This window comes from Pseudomonas sp. 2 (genome assembly GCF_056627435.1).
Genome location: NZ_JBWXNG010000009.1, coordinates 156,863 through 176,991 on the forward strand (window position 1 = coordinate 156,863; position 20,129 = coordinate 176,991).

The following is a 20,129-nucleotide window of genomic DNA, read 5'->3' on the forward strand; positions in this document are numbered from 1 at the left end:
TACCCTCAGATTACTCTATAGGCCGGATAAAACCATCCTTTATCAGTTCATCAATGCTCATAGGCAATTGATACTGAGTCCCCATGCCAGGTTTTCCAAACCAAGGAGCTGCGCTCCCAGAGCTCACCTCTGGGATAGACTTTAATACTTCATATTTTCTATACGGTGATTTCAAACTTGAGTCAGGCAAAGCGCGATGGTCAAATGGCACGTCTACGGGAGCCACAAACTTACCCCGATCAGTGAAATTACCTTTCTCGTCAAAACGGCCACCATACCTGTCAAATTTATGGCCCGGCTGAAGCGCAGTAATCTTAGGCGGTCCATTGAACCCTCCATCAAAACCATTATTTGCTTTTGTTGGCCAATCAGGATTTCCGTCAGACTTCACCCACCGAGGATCAACCCCTAACTTATCAGCAGTCGCAATCTGCGCGGGTGTCGGGTTGATTACTGGCCCCCGCCCCCCAACTTTAGGACCACTGGAGACAACCTCACCCACCACCTCATCTGCCTTTCCGAGCTTACCCCCACCACTCGCCCTAACACCACCGGAAACTGCCCCCACCAACCCCGCGCTATTCAGCACGCCCTGCGCCAGCCACCAAGCCCTTTCAGCGCCCGTCGCGACTTCGCCGGTGATCAGATTTTTGCCGCCGCCCGCCATGTGTAACTGGCAGCCAACACCCACCAGCCCCATGCCGCCACAACCCGCATCAAACATCTCCCGGGCTTTTTCGGACAGAATCGCGGTGACGGTTTCAATCTGGGCTTGATGGTCGGCGATGCCTTTGAGCGATTGCTCGTGGGTTGCCGGGGTCAACAGCCACTCGTGCCCCAGTTCGGTTTTCACCGACTGGTTGCTCACCACGCAATACTGGTTGCCTGAAATCGCGCACGGGACGATTTGGCCGGGTTTCACTTCAACGACTTGCGCCTGGATGAAATCACTTCCACCCAGCACTTCTTGCTTGAGCGTGCTGCTGGCTTTGGTCAGCAGTTGGTTGATGTCGTTGCGAAGGGTCTGACACTCGGTAGACGCCACTCCCGTGCAGGTTGCGGCGAGCTCGCGTTGTTTGTTTTTGAGGATCGTGGGCTCAAGGATGGACAGCTGGTTGTTTTCAACCGCGTTCTTTCCGACCTGCGCTGCCGCCACGGCGCTCAGTGCATCCTTGCCTACGGCAGAACCGGCGAGGCCCGCCGCCAGTGTCGACAAGGCCGAGATGGTTTGCTTTTGCTCGACTGTCAGCTCGGCATTGCTGACGTTGCCATATAGCCGCGCTCGAATCAGGCTGGCAGTGGCTTCTGCTGCGAGCGCTCCACCTGCTCCGACGAGTGCAGAGTTACCACCCGCCTCGGCCAGTACAGCTCCCAGTACGGCGTGGGCCATGAGGTTGGCTGCGTCGTCGCCCGCCGTGAGTTCCTTCACCCTTTGGGCGAGGAATGGCGCGGCGGCGCTGGCGATAACTGCGCCGGGGTTTGCACCGGCAATGCCCTGCAAGACGGCGGTGACGGTGTGCGTTGTGCGCTGGAAACTGCTGCCCGGCCCGTAATCGCGCTGGACCTGTGCCGTCACCTGTTCAGGCGTCGGATCGTGAATACCCTGTTGTCGTAGCTTCAGGCGCGCGGCCGCTGCGGTGTCGCTGTCGGGGTCCTCGGATTCCTTTTGTTTCAGGTCGCCTATGACGCCAGCGACACTGGTAGCCAGCTCCGCCGTGCTGTTGATCAGGTCGATGCGTTCGCGCATGGCCTTTTCATCCGGCTTGTCGAGCTGCTCGTTGGCGTTGGCCGTGTCGCGATTGAGCCCGACCAGATCGCTGGCGCCTTCGGGGCTGCGTACCACGATGGTGCCTTCGCTGATCGCAGCGCGGGTTTTGCTGCTCTCGGCATCACTCAGTACCAGGCCCATCGGCTTACCCATGCCGATGCTGTTGCCATCGCTGGAAATACTTGCGCTGGCCGAGCTGCTTTTGATCTTGCTGACGTTCTTGATGTCGCTGGTGAACAGGCGATCGGTCGTGAGCAGGTTCTTGTCAGCGCTGGCTTCGCTGGCAATGACCGCGCCATGGAGTGTGGTGTTCTTGCCGACATCGATGGCGTAACCACCCTGCCCTGCGAAGAATCCCGTTTGCTCGGTGACGGCTTTGAAGTCGCTGTTCATGTTGCCGGTAGACACGCTGCCGGACGCTGCCACAGTCGCGCCATAACAGAACGGCGGCACGCAGATACTGGCACCGGCACCGGCGCTGCCCTGTTTGCTTCTTTGGGTGTCGGTGTCTTGGCGCGAAGCGATGTTGAGATTGCCGCCGACGTGGGCGTTGATGCTGTCGGCCCGGACCTGGGCTCCGGCCAGAGTAGTGTCCCGCCCGCTTTTCAAGACCAGCGCGCCGGAGTCCAGCGTGCTGTTGACCTGTGTGACCGAGCTGCCCGAACCCATGCCCTTGGCAATCTGCGCACCGAGGTCGAGGGTGAAACCATTTTGCGAGCCGATATTGAAGCTGGCGCCGATGCTGGTTTTATCGTTCTTGCTGTCGTTTTTGCGCTCGGTCGTGCTCTGCGCGCTTTCCAGGGTGATATCGTTTTTGGCCACCAATGTCGCGTTCGCGGCGGTCAGCTTGCTGCCGATGACGTGGATATTGCCGAGGGTGTTCGGGGCGGCACCGGTGGCGACAATCGAAAGACCGGAACCGGCACTGAGGGTGCTTTGCTTGGCCGTCTCGCTACGATATTCGCTGGTGCGCGTACTGTTGGTTTTGCCCAGTTCGGTGCCGATTTTGATCAGTGAACCGTTGCTGGCAGTGCCACCTTGCTTGTCTTTGAACCCGCCGCTTTGATCCAGGGCGTCGCTTGTCTGGCCGCCCAATTTGTAGGCATTGAGCGCGACCTGAGCCATCTTCACCGCCGCAAGCCGCGGGTCCTCAGCGTTTTCGGCGGCCTCCACGCCGGCTCGAATGCTTTTGGCGGTATCAACAACCGCTCCGCCGATGACGCGCCCGACAGAGAGGCTCTTGTAAGTATCGACGGTGCTCTGGCTTGCAGTTTCAAGGCCCGCTGCGAGGGTCACGCTGGAGCCGCTGAGCGTCATGTCCCGGGTGCTAACGAGATCGCTGGCCGTGACACTGAGCTCACGTCCGGCGGTCAGCGTCACATTGCCTGCGCTTGCGCCGACCGTGCTGCCGGTGAGGGTCATTTCCTGAGCGGTGCCGTTATGTTTGCGGCTGCTGATCGATAAGTGGTGATTGCCTGTGAGGTCATCCAGACCCAGGTTGTTGGCGGTCAACATGCCGGTCAGGTCGCGGCTCTTTTCCTTGCGCATGTCTGTGCGCGAAAACGTGTTCTGCGCAGCGTCGATGGTCAGGTCACGACCCGCTTCAACGGCCAGGTCTGCGGTGCTGACCAGCGCCGAACCTGTCACGCGTACGTCCTGCCCAGCCGCGATATTGATCGTCTCGCCGGACACCATGCTGCCAACGGCTACGGTACGCTTTTCGTCGACCTGACCATGCACCTTGCTCGACTTGAAGCCGCCCCAACTGCTCTTGCTGTTTTTTCGTTCACTGCGTGCGCTTTCGGAGTCGCTCACCGCGAGGATCTGAACGTCCTTGCCCGCATTTAACGTCGCAGCCCCTTCGTCGGCCGCGACTACACTGCCCGCCAGCAACAGGTTCTCGCCCGCGGTCAATACGCTGTCGCCACCTGAATGGATCAGGCTGCCGATGTTGGTGACCCGGTCGCTTTCATCGAGGCGGAACGTGCTGCCCGAGGAGCTTTTTTTGGTCTTGCTGGAGAAGCGGTAGTCGTGGTTTTCAGCGGACTTGAGCGCGAGGTCATGACCTGCCACCAAATAGGCTTCGTTACCCGCACTGACAGTGCTGGCCACTAACGTCAGGTCATGCCCGGCGCCGAGCTTCACATCACCACCGGCTTTCACCACCGAGGAAACCTGGCTTGTGTGGTCTTCCTGACGGGTGCCCTTTTTGGTCTTGCCGTACGAATGCTGTTCATCCGCCGCCGAGGACAAGGTGAGGTTCTGGGCTGCGGTGATTGCTACGTCTCGCCCGGCATCGATCCGGCTGGCAATCAGGTTTACGTCCCGGCCCGAGCGGATATTCAGGTCGCCGCCAGTTGCAATACCGGAGCCGTGTTGGTGGGTGCTTTGAGCGCGATGATGCAGCTCGACGGCATCGCTGCTGGTCTGCTCGGCGGAGACGACATTGACGTCGCGCCCAGCCTTGATGCGTGTGCCATCCCCGCTTTGCATGAGACCGCCGACGTTGTGGACGTCGCGCCCGGCATACACGCTCAACTGGTTCGCGGCTTCTATCCGTGCGGCGGTGTCTGCAAAGCCGCGCTCTTCGGAACGTTGACCGCCACTGCTTTGATGGTGGGTCACGGTACGCTCGTTGAGCACATCGCCAAGACGCGCTTTAACACTGACGTTTTGCCCGGCGATGATGCCGCCCGCTTTGTTCGCGAGGTGGTTGCCCGCCTGCAGATTCAGTCGGTTGCCGCTCTCGATCAGCCCGCTGTTGCTCGCATTTTTCTCGGCGTGCGCAGACAGGTTGCTGTCCGCGCGCAGCGTTCCCACATTCTTCAGGTCCTGCCCGGCGAGCAGGTTGATATCGTTGCTGGCAATCAACGCGCCATTGGGCGCCAGGCGTTTTTTGGCGTGCGCCAGATACAGCACCGGCACTAATAGCGACTCGCCGTTGATTTCGCTTTTTTCGAGCCAGACGATGTCGTGAGTCAGCGCCGCGACTTGCTCGGAAGTCAAACTGACTCCCACCGCCAGGTTGAGTTGCTGCTTGCTACTGATGGCGTTGTCCATCAGGTGCTTGAACATTTTTTCGTCGGTGTTTTGCCCTGCGAGGAAACGCTGCCCGGTGCGGGCCACCACCGCTCGCTGGATCAGACGCTGCTCATAGAAGCCATCGCCCAGGCGCTTCACGCTGTCGTCGGGGTTGTAGCCCAGTTTGGACAGCAGGTAGTCAGAGCCCATGAATTGCTTGAGATTGGTGAGGGCCGGGTGGGTCTCGATCAGGTAATTGTGGCGACTCGAAGGGACGCTGGTGGAAGGCAGCCCTTTAACGCGAGTCACTGACCAGCCAGGGGATAATCCAAAATCTGCACCATCGGCTATCGAGTCAGTCGCTGGATTGTGTCTAAAACGGAACAGTCCATTGTTCCCCTTGGGCAGGCTGAAACCCGGCAGGCTCAATGGATTGACCTGCTGCTGGGCCAGTTCAGGAGGTAGCTGCTGGTTAATCGATATGCGCGTGGCGTATTCGCGGCCTGAGCTGCCAGCGCCCAATGCCGCAGTGTTTTTCGCCCCGCTGCCAACATAGATATAGCCGGGGCGAACAACCGAGTTATCGATATCGTTGGCTGCCGTGATGCTGACTGCGCCACCGGCCTGTATGACGCCTGCATAGCGCTGGTCGCCAGTCGACACTTGAGTGGTCTTGTGCAGGCTTGCGACTTCGCGTTCTACCTTGGTCAGGTAGAGAGCCAGGGCAGGCAGCAAGCCACCGGTATTGGACTCATTGAAACCTTTGCCCTCAACCCAGTATTTGTCGGTGAATTTTGCGGCCGAGGCCCGATGCCCACCCAACTTGTGACGCGCACTGACGTAGGTGCGGCTGTCCTCTCGCTCGCCTGTCTCGACGCCTTGATTGATGAAACTGTCGACGTGGGCAGTCAGGTTGCCGGCAGCGCCGACGGTACTGCTGCTGTTGAGAAACTGACCTCCTCGAATGTAGAGATCGCCCCCCGTGCTGATATCCGAGGCAGCACTGGCACCCGGGGCCACCTCCAGCCTGCTGCGTTGCACGACTTCGAAGAGGCCGTTTCGGTTTTTGCCCTTGCAGTCACCGACGTAGCGTCTGGTGCAGGGCAATTCGGTAATTTTTGCGGTGTAGACACCGTCATCCTTAACGTCCAGGACAGCGCGTACGTTCTGGATCGAATCGGCGGCCAGGCTCAAATCGCCGTCGCTTTGGATACTCGAAGACTGGTTGAGGATGCTGCTGGCCAACGCGCCCCGACCATCGCGGTCAATGGTCAGACGGCCTGCGCTGTAGATGTCGGCGTAGCGGTTGTGAAGGCTGTCGACTTGCAGGCTCATGTCACCGCCACTGAAGATCAGGGCGTGGTCATTGAGCAAAGAGCCGGTGTGGACCGTGAGGTTTTGCGCGCTGCCCAGCGTGGCGGCGTTATCTACGCGGGACGCCGCGACAGCTAGATCACCTGCAGACGTTATCTGCCCCTGGTTGCTGAGCATGCCCGCTACATTCACCGTGGCATTCCCGCCGCTGGCGATACTCGCGGACGGCGCCAGCATCAGCTCGCCAGCCGCAAGGTTCATCTCACCCTGGCTTGTAGTACGACCTGTACTGTGCAGCTTGCCACTGAGATTGAGGTCAAGGCGGCCATCGCTGGCGATCAGGCCATAGGTGGTCCAGTCGTGACCCCGGCCTGTGAAACGCTCCGAAGCCAGGAGCTGGCCGCCTGCCGTTTGATCCAGGGTATTGACGTTGACGTTCAGCCTGGCGGCCTGGATAACGCTAGAGTTGGTCCAGTTGTGCTGATCAACAGTCAAACCACCCTGGGTCACCAGGTTGCCGCCTGCACTGTTGAGGTTCGCCATGGCAATGCCAAGGTTGCCCGTTCCCACATGCAGCAGCTGGCCATCGGCGTTCTGGAAGCTGCCGGCCCGGAAATTCAAATCAGTGTTGGCCACCTCCAGCGCGCCGCTGCGGTTGTCGAAAAGCCCGCTGACCTCGACCACGGTTGTGCCGTCGGCACCCACCGCCCGCAGTTGGCCTTGCTGATTATTCACACTCGCAGCATTGAGGTTTAACGCGCTGCCGCTTTCGATAACGCCCTTGTGATTGTTCAGGGCCCCGCTGAGGTTGAGGTCAACCTGCCCGCCCGCGATTTGGCCACGGACCTGACCACTGTTATCGAAACTGCCTCCGGTAACCTTGGCGGTGCCCTTGGCGTGAAGACTTCCATCGCGATTGTCGAAGGCCTCAGTGGCGACGGTGGCGTCACCGGTCAGGGCCGAAATCCGACCGCCATTGTTGTTGATGCGTGCGCTGAGCAGATCAAGGCCGTGCGCCTCGATAGTGCCTGCCTGCCCGCTGTTGTTCAGGTCAGCGTCGTTGCGCAGCCAGCCACCGCGGGTCTGTGCTTTCAGCGCGCCCTTGAGGCTGGCCAAAGTGCCGCCTCGATTGTCGATACTGACGGCCTTGAGGTCGACATGACCTGTCTGGGCAATGACTGAGCCGCTCTGGTTATCGAGGCTGCCGCCCAGGTCCAGACTCACCCCGCTCTGGCCCTGGATCTTCCCCCTGGCGTTATTCAGGTGAGCCGCCTTGAGCTTGAGTTCACCATTCTGGCTATGGATAGAGCCGTTATCGCTGTTGTGTACGGGGCCGGCCGCAGTGATGGTCAGCCCCTCATTCGCGCTGATCAGCCCGTGCTGCCGGTTATCGAGTGCACCATTGATATTCAGCCGGGCATTGCCACGGCTGGTGAGCTGCCCGCCCTTGTTGTCCAGACTGTCGCTGACCACCTGCAGCGCACCGTTGGCTGAAACCGACCCACCCTGGGCGTTGCGCAGTTGGCCCGCGTTGATGTTCAAACTGCCGGAACTGTGGATCCGTCCGTTGTTTTGATTGTCCAGCGTTGCGGCCGTAACGCTAGCGTGCTGTTGGACAGCCAAGGTGCCACCCTGATTGTTCAGGGCCTGGGCACTAGCCGTCAGCGTGCGGCTGGCGATGATGCCGTTATTGGTATTGCTCAGGGTGTGGGCGACCAGGTTGATGTCACCCGCACCATTGAGGGTGTCATCGGCATTGACACCCGCTTCAATCGCCCCGCTGTTGGTCAATCGTCCGCCGCTGGACAGCTTGATGTGATCACGGGCGGCAAGCCTTTGGTTATTGTTCAGGTCATCGCGGACCTGCATATCCATTGTCGTTCCGGCATAGACCACCGCTTGAGCATCCAGACTCGCCGCTTTGACGTTGACTGCACCTGTGGCCCTGACCTGCGCCAGGCTCAACCGCCCACGGGTATCGAGCTGGATATCGCCCCCGCTGGCCATCAGCATGCCGTCCAGTTTCACGCCAACACCTGCCTCGGTGCCGACCAGCTTGATCGCTCCGGCGTACATGCCTCCCAGGGCACTTGAATCGATCGCCAGCGTCGGTCGAGCGCTGCCGTCATCGGCGCGTGCGACCGCATTCAGGGTCTGGGCATCGACGTCATTGCGACCGGTGATCAACGTCAGGTTTCGAGCATTGATCTGCGCGTTGATCCTTGCCGAGCGGGTGATGATTTCGAAGCGGTCGATGTTGTCGGCATTCAGGCCATGGCCGTCGATGGTTACAGCGCCGCCGTCGACCTGGTAACGATCCAGATGGCCGTTGTGGACCATGGGTCTGCCGGTGGTCAGGGTGACGTGAGGGGTGTTGATGAAACCGCAGCCGTTGCAGCTGATACCGTAGGGATTGGCGACAATCACTTTCGCCGACTGGCCCGCCACTTCGGTGTAACCGCGCAACTGGCTTGGGCTGCCGCCGGTGATTTCGTTGAGGATGATGCTGGCGGCACCGCCTTTGAGGTTCGGGTTACCCAGAATGATCCCGCCCAGTTGGGTGGGTTGGGTGCGGCTAGTGGCGTTGTTGAGAATCAGGCCGTTGGCGCCGACGTTGTAGTCCCTGAACTGGTTGTGGGACAAACCACTGCCATTGGGCGTGGCGATGTTCACCACCGGCACACCATTGCCCGCCTGACCGACCGTTGTACCGGGAGCGCTGACCTCAATGGCACTGGCTTGAACCAGCAACGGCTGCCAGAACATCGCATTGGCAAGAATCAGCGCCAGGCCGCGCTTTGGCACCCCCCAAGAATCGCCACGAGGTTTTAGAGCAGCCGAGGGCTGGCGAGCCAGGAAGGCATGGTGATGAACGTCCATTTAATGTTCTCGATGCAACGCAGGGCTTGGTTAGAGGAAAAAATCCATTCGGAAATAGACGGGCGTTTCGCGCTCTGCGAGTAATGCCGGTCGCTTCAAGGATCGTGACCACGTCACGCTGGTGCTGACGTGTTTGCCACGAGCGAACAACTCCACCGAGGTGCCGGATACCCTGCCGTGGGCGTCGTGGTTGTTTCGGTCCTGGCGAATGGCGCCCTGGTCATACCCCAGGCCCACGCCGTACTCAGCAATCACTGGGCGCAGCCAGCCCAGCGTCATTGCGCGAGTCAGGCGCAGGTCGTTGCGCCAGTAACCCCCGCTGTCGCCTGCCAGTTGCTGCTCCTTGAATCCGCGTACCGATGACAGGCCGCCCAGGCTGATGCGCTGGGGCGCGAACAGCACGTCTTCACTGCGTTGCCCGGTGAGCAGGCTGGTGAAGGCGAACGACTCGCCAAAGAGGGTGAACGGCTGCAAGTAGCTGGCGGTGGCGGTGTACTTGCGGTAACGGGGCGTGGCGCTGAGAGTGCCTTGGGGCAGGCGATGCTGATTGTCGCGCTGGGCCCCAAAGGCACCGATGCCGTTCTGTACGCCAAGATCGATGTTGAGAAAGCTGCTCTTGATCAGCCGTCCATGGCTGATACCCAGTTGCCATTCGCTAAGGCGATTGCTGCTGGTAGGAAGCTTGCTACCTTCAACGTAGTTATGGGTGCGCAGGTGAGACAGGCCTGAGTAGACCGAAGTCTTGCTGACATTGTCGCGATGGATGACCCGGTCCAGCTGTAGCTGATGGCTCTGGTTGTCGCCGCGCAACTTGAAGTCATGGCCGTCACCCTGTGCCACCGAGCGGTACCTGCCTTGGCTGTGGCTGTAGCTCAAGTTCCACCAACCCCAAGGCAGGTTGTAACTGAGCATGCCGTTGGTCGAGGTGTTCTTGTGATCGCTTATAGCGTCATGCCCGCTTCGCAGCACCAGTTGATCAGCCAGACCCGTAGGGCTGTCCCATTCCAATCCCAGTGCCCACTGTTGTTCACCGGTAGTTTTCTGGCCCTCGTTATCGCGAGTCAGCCGAGTACGCCAAGGCTTTTGCGGCGTGTTCTGTACCCGGACTTCACTGTCGCCAATCCGGCTCCCTGGGGCGATTTCCATTCTTGCCTGATTCGACGGTAGACGATTCAACTGGTCCAACAGCTGCTCAATGCTGCGCAGATTGAGCGGCTGGCCGACGCTCCCCGGAAAGGCCATCGCCAGCTCGAGGTCGCTTATGTTGCTGCCCTGGGCACCTTTCAAGCGTTCCAGCTTGCCCTCAACCACCAATACGATCAGATGCCCGCCGGACATATCCTGCTTCGGCAGATAGCCACGGCTGGTGACCCGACCTGTGTCGAGGTAGTGATGAGTGATGTCCTTGAGCAAGGCGTCCAACTGCAAGACGCCCAGGCATTGGCCAACATAAGGCTTGAGCAGCCGGTCCCGCTCACGGGCAGAAATGCTGTCGGCGCCTTGCAACGCTATGGTCGTGACCGGGAAGCACTGGGTGTCTGCAGGGCGTGTGATCGCCAAGGGTTGGTCCACTTTGCCGGGCAGGTCCTTGAGCTCCTCAAGACGCCGGTTGTGTTCGTCCAGCAAACGATTTTGCCGATCGCGAATCAGATCCTGATCGCCGGGAACCACCGGTGAAGCCGCCATTGCAAAGCTCAGCAGGCCCAAAGCTCCCACCGCTATAAACCAACAAAACCTCATCCCGAGGAAAAATGCCGACATGCGAACCCCATCCATGCGTTTACCGCTGGATTTCCCAATCTGATGAGTTAAAGGGGGGAGCAGCCGAGTGTCTGCCTGGCGTAGCGCTGGCCCCCACAAAAGAGGGCGCGATTGTTGTTTTTTAATTAAACGTTGTATGTAGGGCGTTTCTGAAAAGTGTAAATCGAGGTGACTTTTTTGGCGGTCTCACCCTTCACACCCTCGATCATCATCCGCCACAGACGCAGCTTGAGAACTGCCCAAACTGCATCGTGGGCTTATGAACGCACCGCCGTGCTGGCGAGATGCTTTTGGCGGTGTATCAAATGTGAGTCATAGGAAGGCTGCTTCTCGAATCTTCATTTGACTAAATAAACAGCGTCAAATTTCCATCCATCAATAAATTCAACAAGTTACAAATCAAGCAAAAACCGCCCTATTAATTCTGTCCGAATATTTGACGAATTCATTGACAGCCCCCGCCTCTGCGGCTGATATATCCCCGACCCATCCCGTTTCAGTTCTCCCCCGAGGGGCTGTATCCATGATGTCGACCTCACCCATTCCCGTCGAAAAGCCTTCGATCCTGTCGTTCGACAAATCCACGGCCATCGTGCTGGTCGCCATCAGCCTGATTCTGGTCGAGACGTTTTCCGGTGCCTTGCGCTTCTACCTCGACAAGGCCGGGCTTTCAGTGCTGTTGTACGGCCCCAAGGTTGCCTGCCTGTTGTTTTTCGCTCTGGAGCTGCGCAGCTTCAAGGCCAGCCCGGCCGTGTGGCTGAGCTTTTTGGTGCTGCTGCTCTCGGCGGGCTGGGCAATGCTGGGCGGGGCCAGCGTGAACAACTTTGCCTTCGCCCTGTACGGCATCAGTCCGCTGCTGTTCGGCCTGGCCTGCGGCGACCAGATCACGCACCACAAGCGCCTGTTCATGTGGGCGGTGGCCTTTGCGCTGATGGCTTCGCTGGTGGGCCTGGCGCTGGATAAATACACCGCGCTGCCCTGGAAAGGCTACAGCTACACCGTCGGCGGTACCGAGCTCTCCGCCAACACCTCATGGGCCGCCGAAGACATCGACCGCCCTGCCGGATTCGCGCGGATCTCCAGCGCCCTGGCGATCATCATCGCGATTTTCAGCCTGTACCTGATGGCCACCTTGCGCTCGAAAACCCTGATGCTGGCGGTCTGCGCCATCGGCCTTGGCGGGATCATCCTGACCACCAGCAAGGCGCCGGTGCTGGCGTTTCTCGGGGCGGTAGGGCTGATGATGATCACCCGCCTGCACTGGACGGCACGTGGCTACATCGTGTTCGCCGTGCTGCTGGGGATGTCGCTGCCCTTCATGGCCATCCTGTTCGACTTCGACCCCAACAAGATTTCCACCGGCGATTCGCTCTCCTCGATCTACGACCGCCTGGTGAACACCTGGCCCAACGTGATCAGGGCACTCACCCATGAAGGCCGCGCCTACACCGGCGCCGGTTTCGGCCTGGTGGGCAGCGCCGTGGCGGCGTTCCCGGTGGCCGGGGCCGATATCTTCATGGTGTCGGACAGCACCGTGGTCTACCTCTGGGCGATCTTCGGCCTTGCCGGACTGTTCCTCTACTCGCTGCACATTCCGCTGTTTTTCGTCCTGGCCCAGGCCAACACCCGCTACGGCCGCGCCATGCTTGCCACCGGCTTTTGCATCTGCATCGTCAGCTGGACGACAGACACCCTGGAAGTGACGCTCGCGAATTTGTTTCTGGGCATGGCCATCGGGCATGCGCTGTCAGCCAGATCACGGGCACACAGCGCCGCCCCAAAGCCCCATGAGCGGGCGCAATGGACAGGCTTGCCGGGCTTGAGCTGACCATGAGTTCATTCAGTATTGGCCGCAAAGGCCTGTGGTTGCTGTCCTGCCTGTTCGCCGCCCGGCTGGCCGTGGCCGAGCCATTCATCGTCGGCGTCGCCACTCATTCGATGAACAATCTGGCCCAGCCCCTGCGCAGCCTTGAGCTGGCGCGGGCGGCGGGCATCACGTCGGTGCGCGATGATGCGTTCTGGTCGACCGCCGAGCCTGCGCCCGACCAGTTGCAGGTGATTCCGCAGTGGCGGACCTGGCTGAGCACCGCCGGCGGGCTGGATCTGACGCCCATGGTGATCCTGGGCTACGGCACCTCGTTCAACGGCAATGCCAAGCCGCGCACGCCCGCCGTGAAAATCCCTTACCTGAATTATGTCGACTACATTTCCCGGCAATTGGGTAACCCGGTGAAATACTTCGAGGTCTGGAACGAGTGGGATATCGAAGGCCCGAAAGACCCACGCCTGAGCAGCGATTACGTGGCCCTGGTGCGGGATGCCGCGCCGATCATCCGCAAAAACAATCCACAGGCGAAAATCCTCGCCGGGGCGGTCACCTCGGCCGGGATCAAGGGCGGCTTCGTTGACCGGATGCTGGCGGCAGGCGTGCTCAAGTACGCCGACGGCATTTCGTTACACCCCTACGTCCATTGCGAGAGCCGCGACCGCAACACGCCGGAAAGCTGGATCGGCTGGATGCGCAGTGTCGATCACAGCATCAGCAGCAAGGCCGGCCGGTCCGTTCCGCTGTACCTGACCGAAATGAGCTGGCCCAGCCACGAGGGCAAATGCGGCATCACCCCGGTGCAGCAGTCGGCCTATCTGGCGCGAGCCTATTTTCTGGCGCGCACGGTGCCCAATATCAAGGGCATGTGGTGGTACGACCTGATCAACGACGGCAAGGTGCGCGACGATCAGGAACATCATTTCGGCCTGCTCAACGTCGACCTGAGTGCCAAACCGGCGTACTCGACCCTCAAGGCGATCAGCCCCTATTTGCGGGATTTCACTTACGACGCCAGCCACAGCCTGCAGGCCGATAACGTCTATAAGCTGGCGTTCAGCGACGGACGCGAGCGCATTCTGGTGGCCTGGGCCACGGGCCGCACGCGAGACGACCGGATCAGCGCCAGCGCCATGAACAACGCCCCGCTGCGGGTGCTGGATACACAGATGCCAGACAAGGGCATGCAGAACAGCAGCCAGCACTGGAGCTGCTCGGGGGATACCTGCAGCGCGCCCGTAACCCTGACCGAGTTTCCGAAGATCTTGCGCCTCAGCCCGGGCGCCTGACCGCTTCGCCAGACAAAATCCCGCCGGGATCTACCCGCGCGGGATTTTTTTGGTATTTTTGTCAGACAATTCGTAAATAGTGGCATTACGACATATACCGGACATTTCCGGCTGATAGTCTTGAGCTCTTTTTTGGATGCACCCGGAACGAGGGAATGTATGGGGTTGCGACGCGGACTGATCAACGGGTGGCTGCTGTGCCTGCTTGCACTGCCTGTGCTGGCCGACCCGTACGTGGCAGGCGGGGCACAATGGAGACCCTACGCCTTCGAAGACGACAACGGCCATCTGCAAGGTATCTCGGTCGACATCGCCCGGCGGATCGCCGAAGTGGCCGGGCTGGAAGTCACCTTCGTCACCTACCCGGTCAATCGCCTGCAATCGATGCTGCAAAAGGGCGAGATCGACATCAACTACGCCGATGCGCTGATCTGGAACAGCCCTGAAGAACAGCGCCATTACCTGTTCTCCAAGCCCTACTCCACAGTCAAGGAACACCTCTACTTTCTCGCCGACCACCCCGCCGCCCATCAGAGCATCAGGCAGATGGACCACCTCACCATCGGCACCGTGCGTGGCTACACCTACTGGGCGCTGGACCCGGCGTTCGCCAGCCACAAATTGGCCCGCCTTGAGACGTCCCAGGACGATGCGCTGCTCAAGCTGCTGCAAAGCGGCCGCGTCGACGCTGTCGCGATGGTCGACGACATCTTCGACGCCCTCGTCGCCAGCAGCCACCTGAACCCCAGCCTGTTCCGCCAGGGCGCCCAACTCAGCGAAGCGCCACTGGTGTTCAAGCTTCAGCCACAGCTTGCCGGGTGGCTGCCACGCATCAACCGCGCGATCGATACATTGCGCAGCAGCGGGGAGCTGGAGCGGATCAGGGGGCGGTATTTGCCAACGCAGAAACAAGCGTCACGCTGATCCCCCGTAGCAGTCCGGCTTGCCGGCGACAGCGATCTCAAGGGCCCTGTCGCCGGCAAGCCGGACTGCTACGGGATTGTTTACGCAATCAATGTGGGAGCAAGGGCTACCGGGAGACTTGTCACACGGGAATCGGGACATGAATCCCCAACATCTCCCGCGCGATCCTATCGGCGTCCACAAAGGCTCGTGAATAACTGCCGGACGACGGCACATAATGGTTGTAATAGGTCGCGCCTTCGACGATGGGGCCGGTTATCCACAAATTGGGTCGCGCCTTGCCTTGGCTGTCCACAAACACGCCTGATCCCGAATCGCCGACGCTGTGGATAATCCCGCTGGCGCGCAGCTGGCGAATAATCCGGGGTTGAGCCTGGTCGCGATTGTCGCTGACATGGGCGGCGATCACGGCATCAAGATCGATACGACCCTCGTCTTCGACGATCGAAACAACCTCCGCCTCCTGCCTGACGCGCGAACCATGCACCCAGCGCAGAACGCCCGCCGCTTCCAGCGCCAGCAACTCCTGGTGGCGCTCTTTCTGCGGTCCTGCGACCAGGCGGTTGACCAGCGGCGCGTACTCGCTGAAGAACACTGAATGGGATGGCGCGGTCAGCCCTTTGTTATCCACAACCCGGCGCAGTTGTTCACGGCAGCTTCTCCACACTTCCGCCGCGGCCTTGAGCGGGCTGTGGTCAAGATCGGCCTGGCTTTGCTGCAGATCCGCTTCGATGAAGCTGCGCATCCACTGTGAATAACTTTCCACAGGCGGACGCAGCGCACGGGGGTTGAACAGACTTTCTTCCAGCACTGGCGCGGCGAAGCGCTGGGCGAGTTCGATGGCCTTGTTCGCCAGTTCACCGAGGAGAAACGCGGTGGCCACTTCCGACTTGATCTTCAGTGCCGACTCCCCTGCCAGCCCGGCGATCATGCCGAAGTACTCGGCGTACATTTCGGCCTTGATCAGCGGCAGGACCTGAGCTTCGAAATCGATGCCGCCGGGGTTTTCAGCACGCAGATCAGCCACTGCCGACAGGGTGAAGATCAGCGCCGAACCACCCATCCGGTGCGGGGTGATATCCGGCCGGGTGCGATAGGGCAAGCCGGAGCGCGAGTACATGAAAATTTGCGGCTCGGCGCCCGAGCGCTGATACACCAAGCCGTCTGACTCCTGCACGAAACGCCCACCTCGCCCCACGGTCAACCCGGCAACGGCGTCCATTGCCGAAAGGCCCAAGCCTTCAATACCCACGCGATCTGTGGATGAAATGCCCTGCAGCGTAAACGGCTGTGGATAAGCTTGAAGTCGCTGGGTGCCGCGCGTCGTTACGGCAGGATTGGATACGCCTTGAGCATGCCCGACAGTGATCAGCAACCAGTCGACCCCATGGCGCTGACCACTCGCTGTGGACAAGACAAACCCGCCCCAATCGGTCGACGCGATGTTATCCACAGCCTGGGCAATGTGGGTTACGCGAACCTGTTCCGGCAGGCTTTTGATGACCTCGTCATAGGTCCAGGCCAGATACTCGCCCAGCCAAGGCCGGGGCAGGAATTCATTGGGCTGCACGCGGCGTTCAGGCTTGAAGCGCAGGCACCACTCATAGAAGTTCGGCCCCGGTCGCCCGCTGAAACCGCCGAGGGCGGCCTGATCCGGGAACATGGAAATCTGCGACGCCACGGTGTTGAGCATCAGGTATTCAGGTTGCTCCACCGAATGCAGCCCGGGCCCCGGCGCATGCGGATCGAACACGCTGATCTCGACGCGGCGTTCTGTTTGCCCCGCCAGCGCACCCAGCCGCTCCAGCACAGTCAGCCCCCGTGATCCACAGCCGACGATGCCGATTCTGATGGCAGGTGCGTCACCTGATTTATCCACAGGCGTTTTTTCGGCAAACAACTTATCCAGACGCAGCGCAGTGGTCAGTTCCATCTGAGGGTTTCTCCGAAGAACGAATCGATGGCCACCGCTCGCGACTCGGCGAGTGCGGTGTCGACGATGAACTTGCTCAAGGCCAGGTCCAGCACGCCCAGGCCGAACGGCGAGAAGATCGACGGTTTACCCGGACTGAGCTTGACCTCACCCCGGATCAGTCCCGCCAGCGTGCCGTTCATGAACTCGCGGTTGCCGGTCAGTTGCTCGGCCAGATGCGGCGAAGTGTTGGCCTTCATGCAGTGCTCGACGTCGTCGCACAAGTTGTTGGCCTCAAGCAGCAACTGCGGTGCGATGTCCCGCAGGGAGATGTTCAGCACCACCTGACCTGCGCGGAAACTCATCGGCGGCGTCACGTAAGGCTCGCCTGCGGTGGTGGCGAAGATCACCAGATCAGCGCTCAGCGCCTCATCCAGCGAACCCGAGCGGGCTGTGCATAAGTCGATCTGCTCGATGTAACTGGTCAGCGCCTGGGTCGAGCCTTCATCGAAATCGTGCACGACGGCCTGGCCGATGTCCCAGCCTTCCACCGCCAGCATCCGCGCAATGTTGCGTGCAATGACCCCGGCGCCGATGAATCCTACATCCGCAGCCTTGCGCGACTGACCATTGAGCCAGTACGCGCCTGATACCGCCGACGCCGCAGTTCTGACAGCGCTGATCTGCGCGCCCTCAAGGCAGGCGTAGGGATAGCCCGTGTCGCGATGGTTGAGGATGACCACGGCCGACGCCCGCGGTTTCTGTTGCGCGACGTTGCCGGGGAAGCTGGAAATCCACTTGATCCCGGCAACGGCGTCATCGCCTTCCAGCGATGCCGGCAAGGCAATGATGCGGTTGGCCGGTTGCTGTGGAAAACGCAGGAAGTAGCTGTCGGGGTTGAGGGTCTGGCCGTCGTGATGCTGCAGATACACCTGCTCGACGCGGGCAACCATGGTGTGCGCCTGATCCTCGAGGATGTCTTTGATCACCGCCCCGGGGATGACATGAAAATCAGACATGGGCCGTCTCCCCTTCAAACGTGTGCACATGGTTTTTCAGGTAGCGGCTGATGGGCTGTGAGCTCAGCGCCACCAGCTCGGCGCGGCCGAATTTCTGCATCACCCACTCGTCGTTGTAGAGGGTTTCCAGGTAGCGCTCGCCGGCATCCGGGGAGATCGCGACCACCACGGCATCCTTGGGAATCTGCGCACAAGGTGCGGCTAGCCCGGCCACCACTGTGCCGGTCGAGCCCCCCGCCAGCACGCCGTTGGACTTGGCCAGCCAGCGGCACATCGCAACCGTGGCGCGCTCATCGACCACCTGCTGCTTGTGCAAATGATTGGCGCGGAAGATCGGCGGCATCTGGCTCGATCCCAGCCCCGGAATGAAGCGTTTGCCTGGCGCCTGGCCAAAGGTCACGGAGCCTGCACTGTCGACGGCGATGATCTTGGTGCGCGGCGAATGCTTGCGGAAATACTGCACACAGCCCATCAAAGTGCCTGTAGTCCCGGCGCCCACCACCAGGTAGTCCAGCGCCGGAAAGGCGATATGAATCGACCGCGCCGTGGTCTGCTCGTGGGTCCTGGCGTTGGCCGGGTTGCTGTACTGATTGAGCCACAGGTAGCGCGGGTCGCGGCTCACGGTGTCGCGGATGTAGCGAATCCGCGTCCCCAGATAACCATCGTTGTCGTCACGCTCGGTGACGATCACGATCTGCGCGCCGAAGGCTTCCATCATCTTGATGTTGTGCAGGTTGGTGTTCGGGTCGACCACGCAGCAGAACTTGTACCCCCGCTCGGCGCAGATCATCGCCAGCGCCACGCCCAGGTTGCCGGATGACGACTCGATCAGCACGGTGTCCTTGTGGATAAGTCGGCGCTCGGCGTAGGAGTCGATCAGGCCGATGGCGGTTTTCATCTTGATCGAGCCCGCCGGATTGCACGACTCCAGCTTCAGATGCAGGTTCTCGAAGCCCAGCCCCTTGAGGCGGACGAAGTTCGAATCGCCGACGATGTGGGAGATGAAATTCATGGGCGGGCCTCGGCGCGAGCGGGTTTGGGCATGCGGGGGTGAGCGACGACAGGCGCCAGTTGCCGTGGCTGGGTCGCCAGCAACGCTTCGGTCAGTTGCTGGGCGCGCAACGCGACCATGGAAAACGACTGCGCATCGCTGATGCCGTGGGTCTTCTCCGAGGTGCCGTTGGCCAGAATCTGCACGCCTTCGCTGTTTTGCAGGCTGACCCGGTACTGGCGATCCACCGCCAGGCTGCCGTCCTCATCGCGCAGCAGCCAGGGTTGCAGCAGCGTCAGCAATGGCGGCACGGCCAGTTGCTCGTAGCCAGTGCCCAGCACGATGCCATCGACATACAGCGTGCTTTCCAGGCCGGTGTTGCTGTCGCGCAGCACCACCGAATAGGCATCGCCGACCTTTTCCACAGACACGACGTGCGACCAGGTGTGCAGGTTCAGGCGCTGATGGCCGCTGACCTCGCCTTCGTACATGAAGGAGTACAACGCCTGACTCTCATCGGCGTCGATGCCTGCGTAGTTGGTCGAGCGAATCTCATCGAACACCTTGCTGCGCCGAGCAGGTTCCAGCTGATGGAAGTAGTCCACCTGCTCGGGCAGGAACGCCATGTTGGGAAACTGCCCCAACTGGCCGACCCGGAAACCGACGCCGCGATGCACCGAGTGCACTTGCGTGGTCGGCGCCGCCCCCAGCAGATGTGCCACCGCCTCACCTGCGCTTTGCCCGGAACCCAATACCAGCCAGCGCTGGGCGATAGGGCCGCCGCCCAGATGAATGTTTTTCAGGTACTGCGAGGTGTGAAACACCCGGCCACCCAGATGAGCGCTGAAGGCTTCGGGGATTCGTGGCAGGCTGCCGTGGGAAAGCACCAGGCGTCTGGTGCGATAAGTTCCTTGCGCCGTGACGACATCGACCGCTTTCAAGATGCCTTTTTCCGCCACCGGCAGCACATCCAGGACGCCCTCGTCGTAGGCCACGTAGTCCCTAAGCTGTGCGGCAACCCAACCGATGTAGTCGGACCATTCCACACGGCTTGCAGGACGCCCCAACAGGCCGAACTTGTACAGGCGGCCCTTCTCTTTCAGATACATGGCGAAAGAGAAACGGCTGCGCGGGTTGCGCGGGGTCACCAGGTCGCGGAACACGTGGTGGTTGATGTCGGTGCCGGCCAGCAGAAACGCGCCATGCCAGGTCGAATCGCGGCCCTTTTCGAAGAACCGCACATTGGCGAAAGGCTTTTTACCGTTGTCTTCGGCTTCATCCTCCAGCGCGCAGGCCAATGCGATACCGGCAGGCCCGAAACCGACCGACACGACGTCCAGTTCCTGGCGCAATCCCTCGTTTTCAAACTGATTCATGATGGTTCTTCCTGAAAAGGTTCAAAGACTTGGCGGGCGACTGACGGCC

The 20,129-nt window shown here is 60.6% G+C and carries 9 protein-coding genes; 3 read left to right on the forward strand and 6 right to left on the reverse strand.

What is annotated here, in order from left to right:
- Nucleotides 1-10: 10 nt before the first annotated feature.
- Nucleotides 11-8,983 carry a hemagglutinin repeat-containing protein gene (locus tag AC1MEK_RS16805; RefSeq protein ID WP_480397407.1) on the reverse strand — a complete coding sequence of 2,991 codons (8,973 nt, stop codon included), beginning with the start codon at nucleotides 8,981-8,983 and terminating at the stop codon, nucleotides 11-13.
- A 30-nt stretch (nucleotides 8,984-9,013) separates the two neighbouring features.
- Nucleotides 9,014-10,669 (reverse strand): ShlB/FhaC/HecB family hemolysin secretion/activation protein, encoded by a 1,656-nt coding sequence (locus AC1MEK_RS16810; RefSeq protein WP_480397408.1) that lies wholly within the window; start codon nucleotides 10,667-10,669, stop codon nucleotides 9,014-9,016.
- A 598-nt stretch (nucleotides 10,670-11,267) separates the two neighbouring features.
- Here AC1MEK_RS16810 and AC1MEK_RS16815 point away from each other — a divergent pair.
- The 3 genes from AC1MEK_RS16815 to AC1MEK_RS16825 all read left to right on the forward strand — a co-directional run bounded on the left by AC1MEK_RS16815 (nucleotide 11,268) and on the right by AC1MEK_RS16825 (nucleotide 14,782).
- Nucleotides 11,268-12,572, forward strand: coding sequence for a hypothetical protein (locus tag AC1MEK_RS16815; protein WP_480397409.1), 1,305 nt, complete (start codon nucleotides 11,268-11,270; stop codon nucleotides 12,570-12,572).
- Between the two features lie 2 nt (nucleotides 12,573-12,574).
- Entirely contained in the window at nucleotides 12,575-13,858 is a 1,284-nt protein-coding gene (locus AC1MEK_RS16820) for a hypothetical protein (protein ID WP_480397410.1), read from the forward strand.
- Nucleotides 13,859-14,017: 159 nt separating this feature from the next.
- The gene (locus tag AC1MEK_RS16825) at nucleotides 14,018-14,782 is read left to right on the forward strand and encodes a substrate-binding periplasmic protein (RefSeq protein WP_480397411.1); all 765 of its coding nucleotides are present in this window, start codon (nucleotides 14,018-14,020) and stop codon (nucleotides 14,780-14,782) included.
- A 121-nt stretch (nucleotides 14,783-14,903) separates the two neighbouring features.
- Here AC1MEK_RS16825 and AC1MEK_RS16830 read toward each other — a convergent pair whose 3' ends face one another.
- From AC1MEK_RS16830 to AC1MEK_RS16845, 4 genes are read right to left on the reverse strand one after another with little or no spacing between them, the layout of a single operon-like run.
- Nucleotides 14,904-16,715, reverse strand: a complete 1,812-nt coding sequence (locus AC1MEK_RS16830) for an FAD/NAD(P)-binding protein (RefSeq protein WP_480397412.1) — start codon at nucleotides 16,713-16,715, stop codon at nucleotides 14,904-14,906.
- The gene (sbnB, locus tag AC1MEK_RS16835) at nucleotides 16,706-17,713 is read right to left on the reverse strand and encodes a 2,3-diaminopropionate biosynthesis protein SbnB (RefSeq protein ID WP_480397413.1); all 1,008 of its coding nucleotides are present in this window, start codon (nucleotides 17,711-17,713) and stop codon (nucleotides 16,706-16,708) included. Before sbnB ends, AC1MEK_RS16830 begins: the two co-directional genes overlap by 10 nt.
- Entirely contained in the window at nucleotides 17,706-18,725 is a 1,020-nt protein-coding gene (gene sbnA / locus AC1MEK_RS16840) for a 2,3-diaminopropionate biosynthesis protein SbnA (protein WP_480397414.1), read from the reverse strand. The genes sbnB and sbnA overlap by 8 nt, the downstream gene beginning before the upstream one ends.
- Nucleotides 18,722-20,080 carry a SidA/IucD/PvdA family monooxygenase gene (locus AC1MEK_RS16845; protein ID WP_480397415.1) on the reverse strand — a complete coding sequence of 453 codons (1,359 nt, stop codon included), beginning with the start codon at nucleotides 20,078-20,080 and terminating at the stop codon, nucleotides 18,722-18,724. The genes sbnA and AC1MEK_RS16845 overlap by 4 nt, the downstream gene beginning before the upstream one ends.
- Nucleotides 20,081-20,129 lie beyond the last annotated feature (49 nt).